Source organism: Streptomyces sp. NPDC059008, assembly GCF_042749045.1.
Lineage (GTDB): Bacteria > Actinomycetota > Actinomycetes > Streptomycetales > Streptomycetaceae > Streptomyces.
Genome location: NZ_JBHYJC010000062.1, coordinates 14,402 through 30,845 on the forward strand (window position 1 = coordinate 14,402; position 16,444 = coordinate 30,845).

Annotated in this window: 18 protein-coding genes; 13 read left to right on the forward strand and 5 right to left on the reverse strand. The window is 69.8% G+C overall.

The genetic code is table 11. The features are described from left to right. Nucleotides 1-76: 76 nt before the first annotated feature. The 5 genes from ACFWZH_RS36235 to ccsB all read left to right on the forward strand — a co-directional run bounded on the left by ACFWZH_RS36235 (nt 77) and on the right by ccsB (nt 5,629). Nucleotides 77-1,294: a hypothetical protein gene (locus tag ACFWZH_RS36235; RefSeq protein WP_384441581.1), complete on the forward strand. Its 1,218-nt coding sequence runs from the start codon at nt 77-79 to the stop codon at nt 1,292-1,294. A 78-nt stretch (nt 1,295-1,372) separates the two neighbouring features. Continuing rightward, on the forward strand, nt 1,373-1,987 hold the full coding sequence (locus ACFWZH_RS36240; RefSeq protein WP_384441584.1) for a TlpA family protein disulfide reductase: 615 nt from the start codon (nt 1,373-1,375) through the stop codon (nt 1,985-1,987). Between the two features lie 4 nt (nt 1,988-1,991). After that, nucleotides 1,992-2,750 carry a cytochrome c biogenesis CcdA family protein gene (locus ACFWZH_RS36245; RefSeq protein WP_384441587.1) on the forward strand — a complete coding sequence of 253 codons (759 nt, stop codon included), beginning with the start codon at nt 1,992-1,994 and terminating at the stop codon, nt 2,748-2,750. A 3-nt stretch (nt 2,751-2,753) separates the two neighbouring features. Next, entirely contained in the window at nt 2,754-4,544 is a 1,791-nt protein-coding gene (locus tag ACFWZH_RS36250) for a cytochrome c biogenesis protein ResB (RefSeq protein WP_384441590.1), read from the forward strand. Continuing rightward, nucleotides 4,541-5,629 carry a c-type cytochrome biogenesis protein CcsB gene (gene ccsB / locus ACFWZH_RS36255; RefSeq protein ID WP_384441593.1) on the forward strand — a complete coding sequence of 363 codons (1,089 nt, stop codon included), beginning with the start codon at nt 4,541-4,543 and terminating at the stop codon, nt 5,627-5,629. Before ACFWZH_RS36250 ends, ccsB begins: the two co-directional genes overlap by 4 nt. 50 nt (nt 5,630-5,679) lie before the next feature. Here the strand turns inward: ccsB and ACFWZH_RS36260 are convergent, their stop codons facing one another. Beyond that, nucleotides 5,680-6,225 carry a nucleoside deaminase gene (locus ACFWZH_RS36260; RefSeq protein WP_384441596.1) on the reverse strand — a complete coding sequence of 182 codons (546 nt, stop codon included), beginning with the start codon at nt 6,223-6,225 and terminating at the stop codon, nt 5,680-5,682. A gap of 99 nt (nt 6,226-6,324) precedes the next feature. After that, on the reverse strand, nt 6,325-6,744 hold the full coding sequence (locus ACFWZH_RS36265; RefSeq protein WP_384441599.1) for a PLD nuclease N-terminal domain-containing protein: 420 nt from the start codon (nt 6,742-6,744) through the stop codon (nt 6,325-6,327). A gap of 88 nt (nt 6,745-6,832) precedes the next feature. Between ACFWZH_RS36265 and ACFWZH_RS36270 the strand changes: the two genes are divergently transcribed. Together ACFWZH_RS36270 and mqnP are read left to right on the forward strand one after the other, a co-directional pair. Then, the gene (locus ACFWZH_RS36270) at nt 6,833-8,290 is read left to right on the forward strand and encodes a menaquinone biosynthesis decarboxylase (RefSeq protein WP_384441602.1); all 1,458 of its coding nucleotides are present in this window, start codon (nt 6,833-6,835) and stop codon (nt 8,288-8,290) included. Next, a complete protein-coding gene (mqnP, locus tag ACFWZH_RS36275) occupies nt 8,287-9,189 on the forward strand; it encodes a menaquinone biosynthesis prenyltransferase MqnP (RefSeq protein WP_384441605.1) in 903 nt (300 codons plus the stop codon). The genes ACFWZH_RS36270 and mqnP overlap by 4 nt, the downstream gene beginning before the upstream one ends. A 54-nt stretch (nt 9,190-9,243) precedes the next feature. Here mqnP and ACFWZH_RS36280 read toward each other — a convergent pair whose 3' ends face one another. Both ACFWZH_RS36280 and ACFWZH_RS36285 read right to left on the reverse strand, forming a co-directional pair. Then, the gene (locus ACFWZH_RS36280) at nt 9,244-9,900 is read right to left on the reverse strand and encodes a DUF4870 domain-containing protein (protein ID WP_384441608.1); all 657 of its coding nucleotides are present in this window, start codon (nt 9,898-9,900) and stop codon (nt 9,244-9,246) included. An 88-nt stretch (nt 9,901-9,988) separates the two neighbouring features. Continuing rightward, complete coding sequence (locus ACFWZH_RS36285) at nt 9,989-10,582, reverse strand: rhomboid family intramembrane serine protease (RefSeq protein ID WP_384441611.1); 594 nt, start codon at nt 10,580-10,582, stop codon at nt 9,989-9,991. Nucleotides 10,583-10,724: 142 nt separating this feature from the next. Between ACFWZH_RS36285 and ACFWZH_RS36290 the strand changes: the two genes are divergently transcribed. Then, nucleotides 10,725-11,453, forward strand: a complete 729-nt coding sequence (locus ACFWZH_RS36290; protein WP_384441614.1) for a UbiX family flavin prenyltransferase — start codon at nt 10,725-10,727, stop codon at nt 11,451-11,453. A gap of 32 nt (nt 11,454-11,485) precedes the next feature. Here ACFWZH_RS36290 and ACFWZH_RS36295 read toward each other — a convergent pair whose 3' ends face one another. Beyond that, on the reverse strand, nt 11,486-11,620 hold the full coding sequence (locus tag ACFWZH_RS36295; RefSeq protein ID WP_384441639.1) for a hypothetical protein: 135 nt from the start codon (nt 11,618-11,620) through the stop codon (nt 11,486-11,488). 121 nt (nt 11,621-11,741) lie between these two features. Between ACFWZH_RS36295 and ACFWZH_RS36300 the strand changes: the two genes are divergently transcribed. The 5 genes from ACFWZH_RS36300 (at nt 11,742) to ACFWZH_RS36320 (ending at nt 16,396) form a co-directional block, all read left to right on the forward strand. Then, on the forward strand, nt 11,742-12,200 hold the full coding sequence (locus ACFWZH_RS36300) for an Lrp/AsnC family transcriptional regulator (protein ID WP_384441617.1): 459 nt from the start codon (nt 11,742-11,744) through the stop codon (nt 12,198-12,200). A gap of 157 nt (nt 12,201-12,357) precedes the next feature. Further along, on the forward strand, nt 12,358-13,521 hold the full coding sequence (gene mqnE / locus ACFWZH_RS36305) for an aminofutalosine synthase MqnE (RefSeq protein WP_384441636.1): 1,164 nt from the start codon (nt 12,358-12,360) through the stop codon (nt 13,519-13,521). A 45-nt stretch (nt 13,522-13,566) separates the two neighbouring features. Further along, nucleotides 13,567-14,091: a GNAT family N-acetyltransferase gene (locus ACFWZH_RS36310; protein ID WP_384441620.1), complete on the forward strand. Its 525-nt coding sequence runs from the start codon at nt 13,567-13,569 to the stop codon at nt 14,089-14,091. Between the two features lie 122 nt (nt 14,092-14,213). After that, complete coding sequence (locus ACFWZH_RS36315) at nt 14,214-14,504, forward strand: DUF4229 domain-containing protein (protein ID WP_384441623.1); 291 nt, start codon at nt 14,214-14,216, stop codon at nt 14,502-14,504. Nucleotides 14,505-15,019: 515 nt separating this feature from the next. Then, entirely contained in the window at nt 15,020-16,396 is a 1,377-nt protein-coding gene (locus ACFWZH_RS36320) for a dicarboxylate/amino acid:cation symporter (RefSeq protein ID WP_384441627.1), read from the forward strand. Nucleotides 16,397-16,444 lie beyond the last annotated feature (48 nt).

Sequence of the window (16,444 nt, forward strand, 5' to 3'; positions counted from 1 at the left end):
ACGCTCGACATGCCCTTCACTCAGTTGTCCGTTTATATGGATATTGAGTTCGGCGAGCACGGATGGGGTCGAGGGTATGCGCGCGATCAGTCGACGAAACCTGTTGAGTATGGGAGTTGGTGCGGCCGCGGCGCTGGGCGTCGCCGGCTGCACCTCGTCGGGCTCGGGCGCGGACAAGCAGAAGGCGAAGAACTCCGTCCAGGCCCGGCCGCAACTCATCGGTGACGGCTCGACTGCGATATATGGCCCACAGCCCCATCAACCGAAAACACCCGAACGGCTGGAACCCGGACAGACCCCTCCGCAGTTCGTGGTCTTCTCCTGGGACGGCGCGGGAGAGGTCGGCAACGGCCTCTTTCCCCGCTTTCTCAAACTCGCCAAGGACCACGGCGCGGCCATGACCTTCTTCCTGTCCGGGCTCTATCTCCTGCCCGAATCCCAAAAACACCTCTACGAGCCCCCGGGCAACCGGCGCGGCGCCTCCGACATCGGCTACCTCAGCGACGAGCACATCAAGGAGACGCTGAAGCACGTCCGCCAGGCCTGGCTGGACGGCCACGAGGTCGGCACCCACTTCAACGGCCACTTCTGCAGCGGCTCGGGCGCCGTGCGGCACTGGAGCCCCCAGGAATGGCAGTCCGAGATCGACCAGGTGATGGACTTCGTCACCAGATGGCGTACGAACACCGGCTTCAAGGATCTCGAACCGCTGCCCTTCGACTACCGCCGGGAACTCGTCGGCGGCCGTACGCCGTGCCTGCTCGGCCAGGACAATCTGCTGCCCATCGCCAAGGAACTCGGCTGGCGTTATGACGCCAGCTCGCCCGGCGGCCGGCAGATGTGGCCGAAGAAAAGGATGGGAATCTGGGACTTCCCGCTCCAGCAGATTCCCTTCCCGGGTCACCCTTTCGAGGTGCTCTCCATGGACTACAACATGCTCGCCAATCAGTCCAGGAGATCCACCAAGGCCCCGCCCGCCAACTACCCGGGCTGGCGGCAGCAGGCCACCGACGCATATATCTCCGGATTCCGCCGGGCCTACGAGACCAATCGCGCGCCGTTCTTCATCGGCAACCACTTCGAGCAGTGGAATGGCGGCATCTATATGGACGCCGTCGAGGCGGCGCTCAAACACATCGCCAACGAGCAGAACCGGGATGTCCATCTCGTCTCGTTCCGGCAGTTCGCCGACTGGATCGACGCCCAGGACCCCGAGGTGCTGTACAAGCTGCAGCAGATCCCCGTCGGCCAGCGCCCCAAGGAGGGCTGGAAGGCCTACCTCTCGACGGCCTGACATGCCGCTGTGACGCGGTGGCCGGCCCGGCGAGGGGGGTGTGGAAGATCCGGAAAAGGCCCATGCGAAACTTTTCACATGAGTGCTAGCCGCGCCCCACGCCGCCTTGCGCGCCGACGCCGTACCACCCTGCTCGCCGCGGGCACCGCGGCCGCCGCACTGGCACTGAGCGCCTGCGGCGACGGTGCCTCCGGCGGCTCCGCGCAGACCCGGTTCGTCCAGGGCAAGGACGGCATCGACACCGTCAAGCCCGGCGACCGGCAGCCGGCGCCCGCACTGTCCGGCGAGACCACCACCGGCAAGAACCTCGACGTCGCCGACTACAAGGGCAAGGTCGTCGTCCTCAACGTCTGGGGATCGTACTGCGGGCCCTGCATCGCCGAGGCGCCGAACTTCGCCAAGGTCTTCAAGGAGACGAAGAGCAAGGGCGTGCAGTTCGTCGGGATCAACACCCGCGACACCGACAAGTCGCTGGCCACCAACTTCGAGGACGAGCACAAGGTCCCCTACCCCAGCCTGTACGACCCGACCGGCAAGCTGATGCTGCGCTTCCCCAAGGGCAGCCTCAACCCGCAGGCCATCCCCTCCACGATCGCCGTCGACCGGCAGGGCAGGATCGCCGCGCGTTCGCTCGGCCCGCTCACCGAGGACGCGCTGCGTAAGATGGTCACCCCGCTGATCGCCGAGAAGTGATCACGTGATCCAGCTCGCCGTCGCGGAGAACCAGACCGTCCTCAACGGCACTCTGCTCGCCGCCGTTCCCATCGCCCTCCTCGCCGGGCTCGTCTCCTTCTTCTCGCCCTGCGTCCTGCCGCTGGTCCCCGGCTACCTGTCCTACGTCACCGGCGTCACCGGCACCGACCTCGCCGAGGCCCGCCGCGGACGGATGCTGGCCGGCGCCTCCCTCTTCGTCCTCGGCTTCACCGCCGTCTTCGTCTCCGGCGGCGCGCTCTTCGGCTTCTTCGGCCAGACCCTGCAGACGTACAAGGGCGTCCTGTCGAAGGTCCTGGGCGTGCTGATGATCCTGCTCGGGCTGGCCTTCGCCGGAGTGCTGCAGCGCTTCGGCCAGCGCGAACTGCGCTTCCACATGAAGCCCGCCATGGGACTGGCCGGCGCACCCGTGCTCGGAGTGCTCTTCGGCATCGGCTGGACGCCGTGCCTGGGCCCCACCTTCGCCGCCGTCAGCGCGCTCGCCTTCTCCGACGCCAGCGCCGGCCGCGGCGCCCTGCTCACCGTGGCGTACTGCCTGGGCCTGGGCGTGCCGTTCCTCGCCGTCGCCCTCGCCTTCCGCCGGGTGCTCGGCGCGTTCGGCTGGGTCAAACGGCACTACCAATGGGTGATGCGGATCGGCGGCGGCATGATGGTCGCGCTCGGCATCCTCCTCGTCACCGGCCTCTGGGACAGCCTGATGTCCGAGCTGCAGAGCTGGACGCAAAGCTCCACCGTTGGGATCTGACTGATGTCCACCAAGACCGACACCCCCCGCGAGCCCGGTTCCACCCCCGAGCCGGGCGGCGACCTGGGCGCCGCCGGATCCCAGCTGTCCACCGCACCCAGGGAGGACGTCACCCTCCCCTCCCTCGGCCCCTTCGGCTGGGCGCGCTGGTTCTGGCGGCAGCTGACCTCGATGCGGGTGGCGCTGCTGCTGCTCTTCCTGCTGTCGATCGGCGCCATCCCCGGCTCGCTGATCCCGCAGACCAGCATCGACCCCGTCAAGGTCGACCAGTTCAAGGCCGACCACGCCACCCTCGGCGACATCTACGACAAGCTCGGGATGTTCCACGTCTACAGCTCGGTGTGGTTCTCCGCGATCTACCTGCTGCTGTTCATCTCGCTGATCGGCTGCATCGTGCCGCGCAGCTGGCAGTTCGTCGGACAGCTCCGCGGCCGCCCGCCGGCCGCCCCGCGCCGGCTGACCCGGCTGCCCGCCTACACCACCTGGCGCACCGACGCGGATCCCGACGAGGTCCTCGCGGCGGCCCAGCGGATGCTGAAGAAGCGGCGCTTCCGTGCCCACCGGGCCGGCACCGCCGTCGCCGCCGAGAAGGGCTATCTGCGGGAGGTCGGCAACCTCGTCTTCCACGTCGCGCTGATCGTGATGCTGGTGGCGTTCGCCGTCGGCAGCCTGTGGAAGTCCGAGGGCGGCAAGCTGATCACCGAGGGCGACGGATTCGCCAACAACCTCACCCAGTACGACGACTTCAAGTCGGGCCCCTTCTTCGACACCGACACCCTGGAGCCCTTCGGCTTCACCCTCGACAAGTTCGAGGCGACCTACGAGCGCACCGGACCGCAGAAGGGCACCCCCCGCGTCTTCCGCGCCCACATCAGGTACTTCTCCGGCGCCGACGGCAAGGAGCACAAGACCGCGATCGAGGTGAACACCCCCCTCGACATCGCCGGCTCCAAGGTCTACCTGCTCTCCCACGGCTACTCGCCGGAGGTCACCGTCAAGGACGGCCGCGGCAAGGTCGTCTACAAGGGCGCGGTGCCCTTCCTCCCGCAGGACAGCAAGAACTTCACCTCGACCGGTGTGGTCAAGGTCCCCGGCGCGCAGACCAAGGACGGCAAGCGCAACCAGCTCGGCTTCCAGGGCTTCTTCGTGCCGACGTTCGGCGGCAAGGGCTCGGGCTCGATGTTCTCCCAGTTCCCCGCGCTGGACTACCCGGTACTGACGCTGACCGCCTACCACGGCGATCTGGGCGTCTCCTCCGGAGTGCCGCAGAACGTCTACCAGCTGGAGAAGAAGGGCCTCAAGCAGTACAAGGCCAAGGGCCGTCCGCTGGCCCAGATGATGCTGCCCGGCGAGACCATGAAGCTGCCCGACGGCGACGGCAGCATCCAGTTCACCGGCGTCAAGAGCTGGGCCAGCTTCAAGGTCTCCCACCAGCCCGGCAACGGCCTCGCGCTGACCGGCGCGGTCGCCGCCCTGCTGGGCCTGGCCGGCTCGCTGTTCATCCAGCGGCGCCGGGTGTGGGTGCGGGCCGAACAGGGCGCGGACGGCACGACGGTGGTCGAGCTGGCCGGCCTCGGCCGCAGCGAGTCCGCCCGACTGCCCGAGGAACTCGCCGAACTCGCGGCGGCGCTGGAACCCGACGCCCCGCTCGCCCCGGGCGCCGCCCCCGGCAGCGCTACGGACTCCGGCACCGATGCGGACTCCGGCACCGGATCCGACACCTCCTCCCCAGACCCCGCGGAGCCCACTGACTCTGACGGTCCTGCTGACCCCTCCGAAGGAGCGCGCGCGTGAACATCGCTGCCGCAGCCAACGAGACAATGGCGCACAACAGCAACCTGCTGGTCTATTCGGCGATGGCGATCTACACGCTCGCCTTCCTCGCGCACATGGCCGAGTGGGTGTTCGGCAGCCGCAGCAAGGTCGGCCGCACCGCCGCCGCCCTGACCGCCCCGGCCGCGGCGTCCGCCGCCCCCGCCGCCCAAGCGGCGCAGCAGCGCGGCGGCACGGCCGTACTGGAGCGGCCCAAGGTCATCACCAAGGCCGCCGCCGGCAGCCGCGACGTCCCCGACGGCCCCGGCGCCGCCGGCGGCACGGAGAAGGGCGACCTCTACGGGCGGATCGCCGTCTCGCTGACCGTCCTGGCCTGGGCCCTGCACGTGGGCGGCGTCGTCACCCGCGCCCTGTCCGTGGAGCGCGCCCCCTGGGGCAACATGTACGAGTTCTCCACGACTTTCGCCGCGGTCGCGGTCGGCCTCTACCTGCTGCTGCTCGCGCTCAAGAAGAACGTCCGCTGGATCGGCCTGCCCCTGGTCACCACAGTCCTGCTCGACCTGGGACTCGCCGTCTCGGTCCTCTACACCGCCAGCGACCAGCTCGTTCCGGCCCTGCACTCGTACTGGCTGTGGATCCACGTCAGCTGCGCGATCATCTCGGGTGCGGCCCTCTACCTCGGCGCCGTCGCCACCCTGCTGTTCCTCTTCCGGGACCGCTACGAGGCCAGGCTCGCCGACCCGGACGGCAAGCAGCCCGGCGCCTTCGCCGCGTCCGTCCTGGAGCGGCTGCCCGCGGCCGCCTCGCTGGACAAGTTCGCGTACCGCATCAACGCCACCGTCTTCCCGCTGTGGACGTTCACGATCATCGCGGGCGCCATCTGGGCCGAGGCCGCCTGGGGCCGCTACTGGGGCTGGGACCCCAAGGAGGTCTGGTCCTTCATCACCTGGGTCGCCTACGCCTGCTACCTGCACGCCCGCGCCACCGCCGGCTGGAAGGGCCGCAAGGCCGCCTGGCTCGGCCTGATCGCCTTCGTCTGCTACCTGTTCAACTACTACGGCGTGAACATCTTCGTGACGGGCCTGCACTCCTACGCGGGAGTCTGATCGCGGCCGCACCCGTTCCCGGCGTCCCCTCGGGCGCCGGGTAGGGGCGCTCACCCGCCTCCGATGTCCTCACGCCACAGCGCCGGCCGCGCCTCGATGAAGTCGCGCATCATCCGCGCGCACTCGGGGTCGTCCAGCACGACGATCCGCACACCGTGCCGGGCGAGCCAGTCATGCCCGCCGTGGAACGTCCGGGCCTCGCCGATCACCACCCGCGAGATCCCGAACTGGCGGACCAGGCCGCTGCAGTACCAGCAGGGGGAGAGGGTGGTGACCATCGTCGTACCGCGGTAGCCGCGCTGCCGGCCGGCCGCGCGGAAAGCCGCCGTCTCCGCGTGCAGCGAGGGATCGCCGTCCTGGACCCGGCGGTTGCGGCCGCGGCCCAGCAGCGCGCCGTCCGGTCCGTACAGCGCCGCGCCGATCGGGATACCGCCCTCGGCCAGCCCTGCGCGCGCCTCCTCCAGCGCCGTCGCCAGCATGGCGCGGGCCTGCTCCTGCAGATGGTCGGGGTGCCCGGACGGGTCGCTGTGGCCGTCGACGCCGCCGCGCAGCCGGAACTCGTCGCGGTCCTGACCCCAGTCCTGCGTACGGTCCATGAGATCACCGTACGCCGCGCCGGACCGCCTTGGCGGCATCGAACGCCCCGACCCGCCCCGACCCTCGGCCGGACGCCCGAAGCCCTCGGCCGGTGGGCGCTATCCCTTGGCCGGCGGGGTGTCCTCGGGGCCGTCCGCCGCCTCGCCGCTCTTGCGGCGCAGCTCCTCCTCGCGGCGGCGCAGATCGGCCTCCCAGTCCTTGAGCAGGGCCTCGTCCTTCTTGTTCTCGTCCTTGAGGGACCTGAGGAACTCGGGGTTGTCGTCCGGGGCGACGAACTTCGTGCGGTGGTTGCGGTGCCACTCGGCGGGGGTGCTGCCGCCGCCCGTCGCCGGCTGCCGCTGCTTGCCCGCCACCAGCCACGCGACCGGCCCGATCAGCACCTCGCCGAAGAGCAGGATGATGATCACCCAGACCACCTTGGGCAGCCCGCGCACCTGCGATTCGGGGGTGTTGAGGCAGTCGATGAACGCGTAGATCCACAGCGCCAGCACCAGTAGGAACGGCAGATACCTGAGCATTGCGGAACGAGCCCCCTGCGCGTGACGGCGGGCCCTCGACGGGGCCCGGTGACCCGCCCAGGGTAGTGCGTACCCGATACTGGAACGCATGGCTTACGACGATCTCCGCTCGTTCCTGCGCGCACTTGAACGCGAAGGCGACCTCAAGCGCATCAAGGCCGAGGTCGACCCGTATCTGGAAGTCGGCGAGATCGTGGACCGGGTGCAGAAGTCCGGCGGCCCGGCGCTGCTCTTCGAGAACGTCAAGGGTTCGGCCATGCCGCTCGCCATGAACGTCTACGGCACCGACCGCCGGCTGCTGAAGGCGCTGGGCCTGAAGGCGTACGAGGACATCAGCGGCAAGATCGCCGGTCTGCTCAAGCCGGAACTGCCGCAGGGCTTCGTCGGCGTGCGCGAGGCGTTCGGCAAGCTCGCGGGCATGACGCACGTCCCGCCGAAGAAGGTCAAGGGCGAGAGCGCCCCGGTGCAGGAGGTCGTGCTCACCGGCGACGACGTCGACCTCGACCGGCTCCCCGCCCTGTTCACCTGGCCCAAGGACGGCGGCTCCTTCTTCAACCTGGGGCTGACGCACACCAAGCACCCGGAGACCGGCGTACGCAACCTCGGCCTCTACCGGCTGCAGCGCCACGACAAGCGCACCATCGGCATGCACTGGCAGATCCACAAGGACAGCCGCAACCACTACCAGGTCGCGGCCAAGCGCGGTGAGAAGCTGCCCGTCGCCATCGCCTTCGGCTGCCCCCCGGCCGTCACCTACGCCTCCACCGCCCCGCTCCCCGGCGACATCGACGAGTACCTCTTCGCCGGCTTCCTCCAGGGCAAGCGGATCGAGATGGTCGACTGCAAGACGGTCCCGCTGCAGGTGCCGGCCCACGCCGAGGTCGTCATCGAGGGCTGGCTGGAGCCCGGCGAGATGCTCCCGGAGGGCCCGTTCGGCGACCACACCGGCTTCTACACGCCGCAGGAGCCGTTCCCGGCGCTGACCATCGACTGCGTGACGATGCGCAAGCGCCCGCTGCTCCAGTCGATCGTGGTCGGCCGCCCGCCGACCGAGGACGGCCCGCTCGGCCGCGCGACGGAGCGCTTCTTCCTCCCGCTCCTCAAGATCATCGTCCCGGACATCGTGGACTACCACCTCCCCGAGTCCGGCGGCTTCCACAACTGCGCGATCGTCTCGATCGACAAGAAGTACCCCAAGCACGCGCAGAAGGTCATGCACGCCATCTGGGGCGCGCACATGATGTCGCTGACCAAGCTGATCGTGGTCGTGGACGCGGACTGCGATGTCCACGACCTCCACGAGGTCTCCTGGCGCGCCCTGGGCAACACCGACTACGCCCGCGACCTGACCGTCGTCGAAGGCCCCGTCGACCACCTCGACCACGCCTCCTACCAGCAGTTCTGGGGAGGCAAGGCCGGCATCGACGCCACGAAGAAGTGGCCCGAGGAGGGCTACACCAGGGACGGCGGCTGGCCGGACATGGTCGAGTCCGACCCGCCGACGGCGGCCCTGGTCGACCGCCGCTGGAAGGAGTACGGCCTGTGAGCGCCTCCGCCGCCGCGGTACCGCAGCCGGGCAGGACCAAGGCGTTCCTGCGCCTGGTCGTCATCGAGCACTCGGTCTTCGCGCTCCCCTTCGCCTACATCGCGGCGTTCACCGCCATGTACCAGCTCGACAAGCGCATCCACTGGGTCCCGCTGCTGCTGGTGACCGTCGCGATGGTGGGTCTGCGCACCTTCGCGATGGCCGTCAACCGCATCATCGACCGCGAGATCGACGCCCGTAACCCGCGCACGGCCGGACGCGAACTCGTCACCGGCGCGGTCTCGGTCAAGTCCGCCTGGACCGGCGCGCTGGTCGCCGTCGTCGTCTTCCTGGGCGCGGCGGCCCTGCTCAACCCGCTGTGCCTGGCGCTGGCCCCGGTCGCCGTGGTCCCGATGGTGGTCTATCCGTACGGCAAGCGATTCACGAACTTCCCGCATGCGATCCTCGGCCTGGCCCAGGCGATGGCCCCGGTCGGCGCGTGGATCGCGATCACCGGCGCGTGGTCCTGGGAGGCGGTGATCCTCGGCCTCGCGGTCGGCATCTGGATCGGCGGCTTCGATCTGATCTACGCCTGCCAGGACGTCGAGGCGGACCGCGCCAACGGCGTGATGTCCGTACCGGCCCGCTTCGGTGTGCCGGGCGCGCTGTGGGGCGCGCGCTGGTGCCACGTCGTGACGACCGCGCTGCTGGTCTGGTACGCCCTCGCCATCGGCGCCGGTGTCTTCTTCTGGCTCGGGATGGTGATCGTCACCGCGGCCTTCTGCTACGAGCACGCGATCGTCCGCCCGCACGACACCTCCCGGCTGAACCGGGCCTTCTTCCAGGTCAACAGCTTCATCGGCATCGCGCTGTTCGTCTGCGCGCTGCTGGATCTGGTGGTGCGCGGGCTGTCGGTCTGACGTGGTGTCGGGCCGGCGCGGTGTCGGGCCGGCGTCCGGATCGTTCGGGGGCCGTCAGCCCTTGCTGACCGGCCAGGCGATCAGGCGCGGGTAGGTCCACAGTTCGCCGCGGGTGGCCTTGACCGTGGCGATGATGGCGCAGACCATGCCCGATATGCCGTAGGCGGCCATGATGCCGATCACGGTCAGCAGCGGCACCGCGAGTCCGGAGCTGTTGCGCTGGGCTTCGGTGTGGGCGGCCGCCGCGAAGATGAAGGCGCTGGCGAAGTAGAGGATCACGCCGAGGGCCGCCATGACGGCCTGGGTGATGCCGAAGTTCAGCGCCTGGGTGGCGTGGTGGCGGACGTAGGGGTCGTGCTTGTGGCGCTCGTTGCCCCGGATGGACATCGGGAAGATCCAGCCGAGGAAGGCGCCCAGGCCGCAGCACACCATGGAGCCGGCCGTGACGGTCAGCAGCGCGCCCAGATGGGACCACATCGCGGGGCCCGTGGAGGGGCTGGGCGGGGGCTGGGTGCCGTAGCCGGGAGTCGGGCCGTAGGCCGGGCCGGGGGTCTGGTAGCCGGGGCCCGGCTGCTGGTACCCGGGGGCGCCGGGGTAGCCGTAACCGCCGTCGGGCGCCGCGCCGTTCGGCCAGGGGGACTGCGGCGTCCCGTACGGCTGCTGGGGACCGCCGCTGTGCGGTCCGTAACCCGGCTGGTGGTAGTCGGACATGGTCTGCTCACCCCGTGTGTGCTGCGTGCTTCGCCCGCGCGGTGCGTGGTGTCGCGTCACGCCTCGGCGGCTCCCGTTCGTTCCGAGGCTACGGGACCGGTCCGACAGCGGCTCCGGCGGTGGTGGCGCGGGCGCGCTCCCGGAAGGCGAAGGCCGCCAGCACCCCGCCGATCAGGCCGAAGAGGTGGCCCTGCCAGCTGATGCCGCTGTCGGTCGGCAGCGCGCCCCACAGGATCGAGCCGTACACCGCGCCGACGACCAGGCCGATGCCGATGTCGAGCGCTTTGCGCTCGATGAAGCCGCGCACCAGGAGGTAGCCGAAGAGGCCGAAGACGACACCGGAGGCGCCCGCGGTGTTGCTGTACGGGGCGGCCGTGAGCCAGACGCCCAGTCCGCTGGTGAGGATGATCAGCGCGACGACGGCGGCGAAGCGCCGCACCCCGCTGCGCAGTGCGGCGACGAAGCCCAGCAGCAGCAACGGCAGGGTGTTGGCCGCCAGATGGCCGAAGCCGAAGTGCAGGAAGGCCGCGGGCACCACGTCGACCAGCTCGGCGGGCTCGCGCGGCTGTATGCCGAAGGTGTCCAGCGCTCCCGCGGTGACGAAGTCGACGCCCTCCAGCAGCCACAACAGCGCGACCCAGCCCAGCATCAGGCAGATCGCCGGCTTGGCGCGTGCGGTCATCCCCGGCCCTCCCTTCTCCTCCCCCGGCGGGTGGCCCCGCGGGCGGCCTCCCCGGTCGGCCCCCGGCGGGTCCGCGCGCGAGGGGCGCACAGGTAACAACGGCCGTGACGGGGTCTGTGGTTCCGCCGGATAGGCTCGATGCGTGGAGCCGCCGCACAACGACACCAGCAAGCAGGACCCCGGGCGACGCCGTCCGTGGGTCGTGGGGATCTCCGGCGCGTCCGGGACGCCGTATGCGGCTTCCGTGCTGCGCGGGCTGCTCGCCGCGGGGGAGGCGGTGGACCTGGTCGTCAGCCGGGCGTCGCGGCTGACGCTGCTGGATGAGACCGGGATTGCGTTCCGGGACGCTCATTGGCGTGCTGACCTGCGGGAATGGCTGGCGCGCGGGGCGGACGGCAAACCGGCGACGTTTCCGGTGACGGAGGCGGACCTGGCGGATGTGCGCTACTGGGCGGCCGGGGATCTGGCGGCCGGGCCGTCGTCGGGTTCGTATCCGGTGAAGGGGATGCTGATCGTCCCGGCGAGCACGGCGTGTGTGGCCGGTGTGGCGCTCGGGCTGTCGAAGGATCTGCTGCAGCGGGTGGCGAGCGTGACGCTCAAGGAGCGGCGGCGGCTGGTGGTGGCGGTGCGGGAGACCCCGCTGAACGGGCCGACGCTGAAGCATCTGGTGACGCTGGACGAGGCGGGCGCCGTGGTGCTGCCCGCCTCGCCGGCGTTCTATGCGGGAGCGACGCACATCCAGGATCTGGTGGACTTCGTCGCGGGCCGGGTGCTCGACGCGGCGGAGGTGCCGCACGGGTTGTACCGGCGTTGGGAGGGGGAGCTTCGGGGTGGCTCCAAGGAAGAGGAGGAGGCCCCCGACGCTCCCTAAGTCAGCGCCTGAGTCGGCGCTTCTTCGGTCGGTCAGCTCTTCTTCGCCGCGGCGGCGCGGCCGAAGCGGCGCCGGGCCCGCGGCTCAGCGGGCTTGTGGGCACGTGAACGATTGGCCTGGTCCTGCAGCTCGCGCATGCGGGCGTAGGCCATCTCGATCGAGTACACGGTGACAGCTCCTGTGAGATCGTCTTTGATCGTTTGGAAGATTCGCAGGGACTGAGCCCTGTGTGCCTTAGATTCTACATGTAGAACTCGAAAATGCGTAAAGATTGGAAGGCTTGAGGGCATGGACGCGGTGGATAGGCAGCTCATCCAGGCACTTCGCGAGAACGGCCGGGCCTCGTACGCGGAGCTCGGCCGCCTCGTCGGCCTCTCCGGGCCCAGCGTCACGGACCGGATCAACCGCCTCGAAGCGGCCGGTGTGATCACCGGCTACCGGGCGACGGTCGACGCCGCCTCGCTCGGCCTCGGCGTCACCGCGCTGGTCGGCATCTCGCTGTCGGACGCCGCCGACCATGAGGACGTCGCCCGCCGGCTGCGCGACCTCGCCGAGATCGAGGACTGCTGGTTCATCGCCGGCGACGACTCGTACATGCTCAAGGTGCGGGTGGGCGATGTGGACGGCCTGGAGCGCACCATCCGGCGGCTGTCCGGCACCAAGGGCGTCTCCCGTACGCGCACCACGATCGTGCTCTCCACCAAGTGGGAGAACCGCGTCGGCGAGCTGCCCGAAGAGGTCGAGTAGGCCACCGGATCCAGGCGGGACACGACGGGCGGACGGGTGCACCAAGGGGGCCCCGTCCGCTGTCATTACGGGGGAGTACGCTCGACGAAGCCTGTTTGCTGCACAGAAGCGGCACAGAATACGGCAGAGACTGGGAGGCGACCGGATGGCTGCGTCGATGGATGCGGGCCTCAAGCGCGAGCTGGAGGCGAAGGTCCACGCCGGGGAGCGGCTGACCCGCGAGGACGGTATCGCCCTGTACGAGTCCGACGACCTGGCGTGGCTGGGCGGCCTGGCCCACGAGGTGCGCACGCGCAAGAACGGCGACGTCGTCCACTTCAACGTCAACCGCCACCTCAACATGACCAACGTGTGCACCGCGTCGTGCGCCTACTGCTCCTTCCAGCGCAAGCCGGGCGAGAAGGACGCGTACACGATGCGCATCGAGGAGGCCGTCCGCCTCGCCAAGGCGATGGAGAACGACAACCTCACCGAGCTGCACATCGTCAACGGGCTGCACCCCAATCTGCCGTGGCGGTACTACCCGCGGTCGCTGAGCGAGCTCAAGAAGGCCCTGCCGAACGTCTCGTTGAAGGCCTTCACCGCCACCGAGATCCACCACTTCGAGACCATCTCGGGCCTGTCCGCCTCCGAGATCCTCGACGAGCTGATCGACGCCGGTCTGGAGTCGCTCACCGGCGGCGGCGCGGAGATCTTCGACTGGGAGGTCCGGCAGCACATCGTCGACCACCGCACCCACTGGGAGGACTGGTCGCGCATCCACCGCCTCGCGCACGAGAAGGGCCTCAAGACCCCCTCGACCATGCTCTACGGGCACATCGAGGAGCCCCGCCACCGCGTCGACCACGTGCTGCGGCTGCGTGAACTCCAGGACGAGACCGGCGGATTCCAGGTCTTCATCCCGCTGCGCTACCAGCACGACTTCGTGGACATGAAGGACGGCAAGGTCCGCAACCGCCTCCAGGCCCGTACGACGATGGCCACCGGCGCCGAGGCGCTGAAGGTCTTCGCGGTCTCCCGCCTGCTGTTCGACAACGTCCCGCACATCAAGTGCTTCTGGGTGATGCACGGTCTGCAGACCACCCAGCTCGCCCTGCAGCACGGCGCCGACGACATGGACGGCTCGGTCGTCGAGTACAAGATCACCCACGACGCGGACAACTACGGCACGCCCAACAAGCTGACCCGTGAGGACCTGCTGGAGCTGATCCGCGACGCCGGCTTCCGCCCCGTCGAGCGCAACACCCGCTACGAGGCCATCCGCGAGTACCCGGGCCCGGACCCCGAGCGCCGCGAGTCGCCGCAGCCGATGCGCGTCTGAGCCGGCCTGCGCCGATTGTCGGAGGGCGGGGTTAGGGTCCGGGGTATGAGCGTGCGTTTCGACCCGGATCCCCCCGTCACCCCCGAACTCCGCGACGGGATCTGCGCGTTGTGGGTCGAGGTCTCCAACGCCGACGGCGCCGTCGGCTTCGTCCCGCCGGTGACGGAGCAGGACGTGCGTCCCGAGCTGCTCCGGCATCTGGCGGCCATGGCCGAGGGCCGGGCGCGCCTGGTGGTCGGGCGGGACGCGGACGACCGGGTCGTGGCGACGGCGTTCCTCACCCTCAACACCCACCGGCTGATGCGGCACTGGCTGTGGGTCTACACCGTCATGCTCCACCCCTCCCTCCAGGGCCGCGGCGCGGGCCGCCGGCTGATGGAGGCCGTCGCCGAGAGCGCCCGCGGCATCGACGGCATATCCGGCATCCGGCTCACCTGCCGCGGCGGCACGGGCCTGAGCCGCTTCTACGGGGCCTGCGGCTACAAGGAGGTCGGCCGGGTCCCCGGCGCCATCAAGGTCGCCGACGACGACTTCCGCGACGACGTCACGATGTGGCTGGAGCTGGGCTGAGCCGGACGCCGGGCCGGTCCGAGGCGCAGCGGCCCGTGGCGGGGGCCCGGAAGATCGTCGGTGGCGCTGTGCTTGACTGGAAGAAGAACCTTTCGGTTGCCGTTGAGAAGAAGGTCCCGTCCGTGAGTAGCCACAAGTTCGCCACGCTCCGCTACACCGCCCTTCGCATCGGCCTGTTCGTCGCCTGCTTCGCGGTGGTGTGGGCGCTGGCCTACTTCCACGTCATCCCGCTCGCCGTGGGCGCGTCCAACACCGTCTGGATGCTGCTGCTCGCCATCGTGATCTCCGCGCCCCTCAGCTTCGTGCTGCTGCGCAAGCAGCGGGACGCGATGTCCGAGCAGATCGTCGCCAAGGTCGACCGGCAGCGCGAGCGGCTCGCGGCCAACGCCGGCCAGGAGGACGGCCTGGGCTAGCGGCCGCCCCCACGTGGCACGCACCACGTAGGGCGGACCCTTCGCGTGGTACAGACCTTTCTGTAAGACGCCTCACAGTCGGTGGGCACCCCGCCGGCGCAGTTCACGACACCTTTCAGGCGCCCGTCGCCGTGGACATCGCTCCACGGCCGGGCGCCTGCCGCGTTGTTGACCGGATCCGGCGCCCGCCGGGCTCCTCGGCGGGCGGCTTCGCCGTCCTCGCGCCGCGGTGTCCGGCGCCCACCAGCCCGGTCGGAACTCAAAGATTTTCTTTGGGTCCCTCAAAGTTCAAGTGTTAACGTACTTGCCATGAAGACCGCAGCCGCGCCCCCGTCCCCCATGAGCGTTCCGCTCGTGGCGCGCCTGCACGTCGATCTTTGCCGCTGTATGTCCGCGGCCTGTTGCCGCCGCTGACCGACCTCGTCCAGCGGCCGGAGATCCTGTCTGAAGCACGGACCTCCTGGCGCTCCTTTCTGCCGTTTCCCCACGTCTTATCTGTCCCCGGAGTGTGTCCGTTGTCCACGTCTGCCGAGACCTCCCAGTCCGCACAGACCCCCAAGGCCCCCAAGGCCTCCCGAATACCCAAGGTCCCGTTCTGGGCCCAGATCCTCGCCGGCCTCGCCCTGGGCGTGCTGCTCGGCGGGATAGCCAAGAGCGGTGACATCGGCTGGCTCACCTCCACGCTGGCGCACATCGGCGACCTCTTCGTCCAGCTGCTGAAGCTGGCCGTCGCCCCGCTGGTCTTCTTCGCGATCCTGGTGTCGATCACCAACCTGCGGCAGGTCAACAACGCCGCCCGGCTCGCCTCCCGCACCCTGCTGTGGTTCATGGCCACCTCGCTGATCGCCGTCGCGATCGGCCTGGCGATCGGCCTGCTCACCCACCCCGGCGCGGGCACCGGCCTGACCCCCAAGGACGGCAAGCTCCCCGAGCACGCCGGCTCCTGGATCGACTTCCTGACCGGCATCGTCCCCACCGACATCATCACGCCGTTCACCGAGCTCAACGTCCTGCAGATCGTCTTCATGGCGGCCGTCGCCGGTATCGCGGCGCTGCAGCTCGGTGAGAAGGCCGAGCCGGTCCTCAAGGTCAGCCGCTCCGTCCTGGAGCTGCTCCAGAAGGCCCTGTGGTGGGTCATCCGGCTCGCGCCGCTCGGCACCGTCGGCCTGATCGGCAACGCCATCGCGACGTACGGCTGGAACCTGATCGGCAAGTACGCGACCTTCACCGTCGACATCTACGTCGGCTGCGCCCTGGTCCTCTTCGGCGTCTACCCGCTGCTGCTGTCGACCGTCGCCAAGGTCAACCCGCTGCAGTTCTTCCGCGGCGCCTGGCCCGCCATCCAGCTGGCCTTCGTCTCCCGTTCGTCGGTCGGCACCATGCCGGTCACCCAGAAGGTCACCGAGCGCCTCGGTGTGCCGCGTGAGTACGCCTCCTTCGCGGTGCCGTTCGGCTCGACGACCAAGATGGACGGCTGCGCCTCGATCTACCCGGCGATCGCCGCGATCTTCATCGCGCAGATCTTCGACATCCCCCTCGGCATCGGCGACTACCTGCTGATCGCGTTCGTCTCGGTCATCGGTTCCGCCGCCACCGCGGGTCTGACCGGCGCCACGGTCATGCTGACCCTGACCCTCTCCACCCTGGGCCTGCCCCTGGAGGGCGTCGGCCTGCTGATGGCCATCGACCCGATCCTGGACATGATGCGCACGGCGACGAACGTCGCCGGCCAGGCGCTCGTCCCGATCCTGGTCGCCGCCAAGGAGAAGATCCTGGACCGCGAGGCGTACGCGGCCGCCACCAGCATCCGCATCGGCGACGGCGACAGCGGCGCGACCGCGGCCACCGAGCCGGAGCCCACGGCCGTGCCCGCCGCGGCCGCCGCGGGCTGACACCCCGGCGCACGCCGAACGGCGCCCCCGCAGCCAGTGCACACCGGC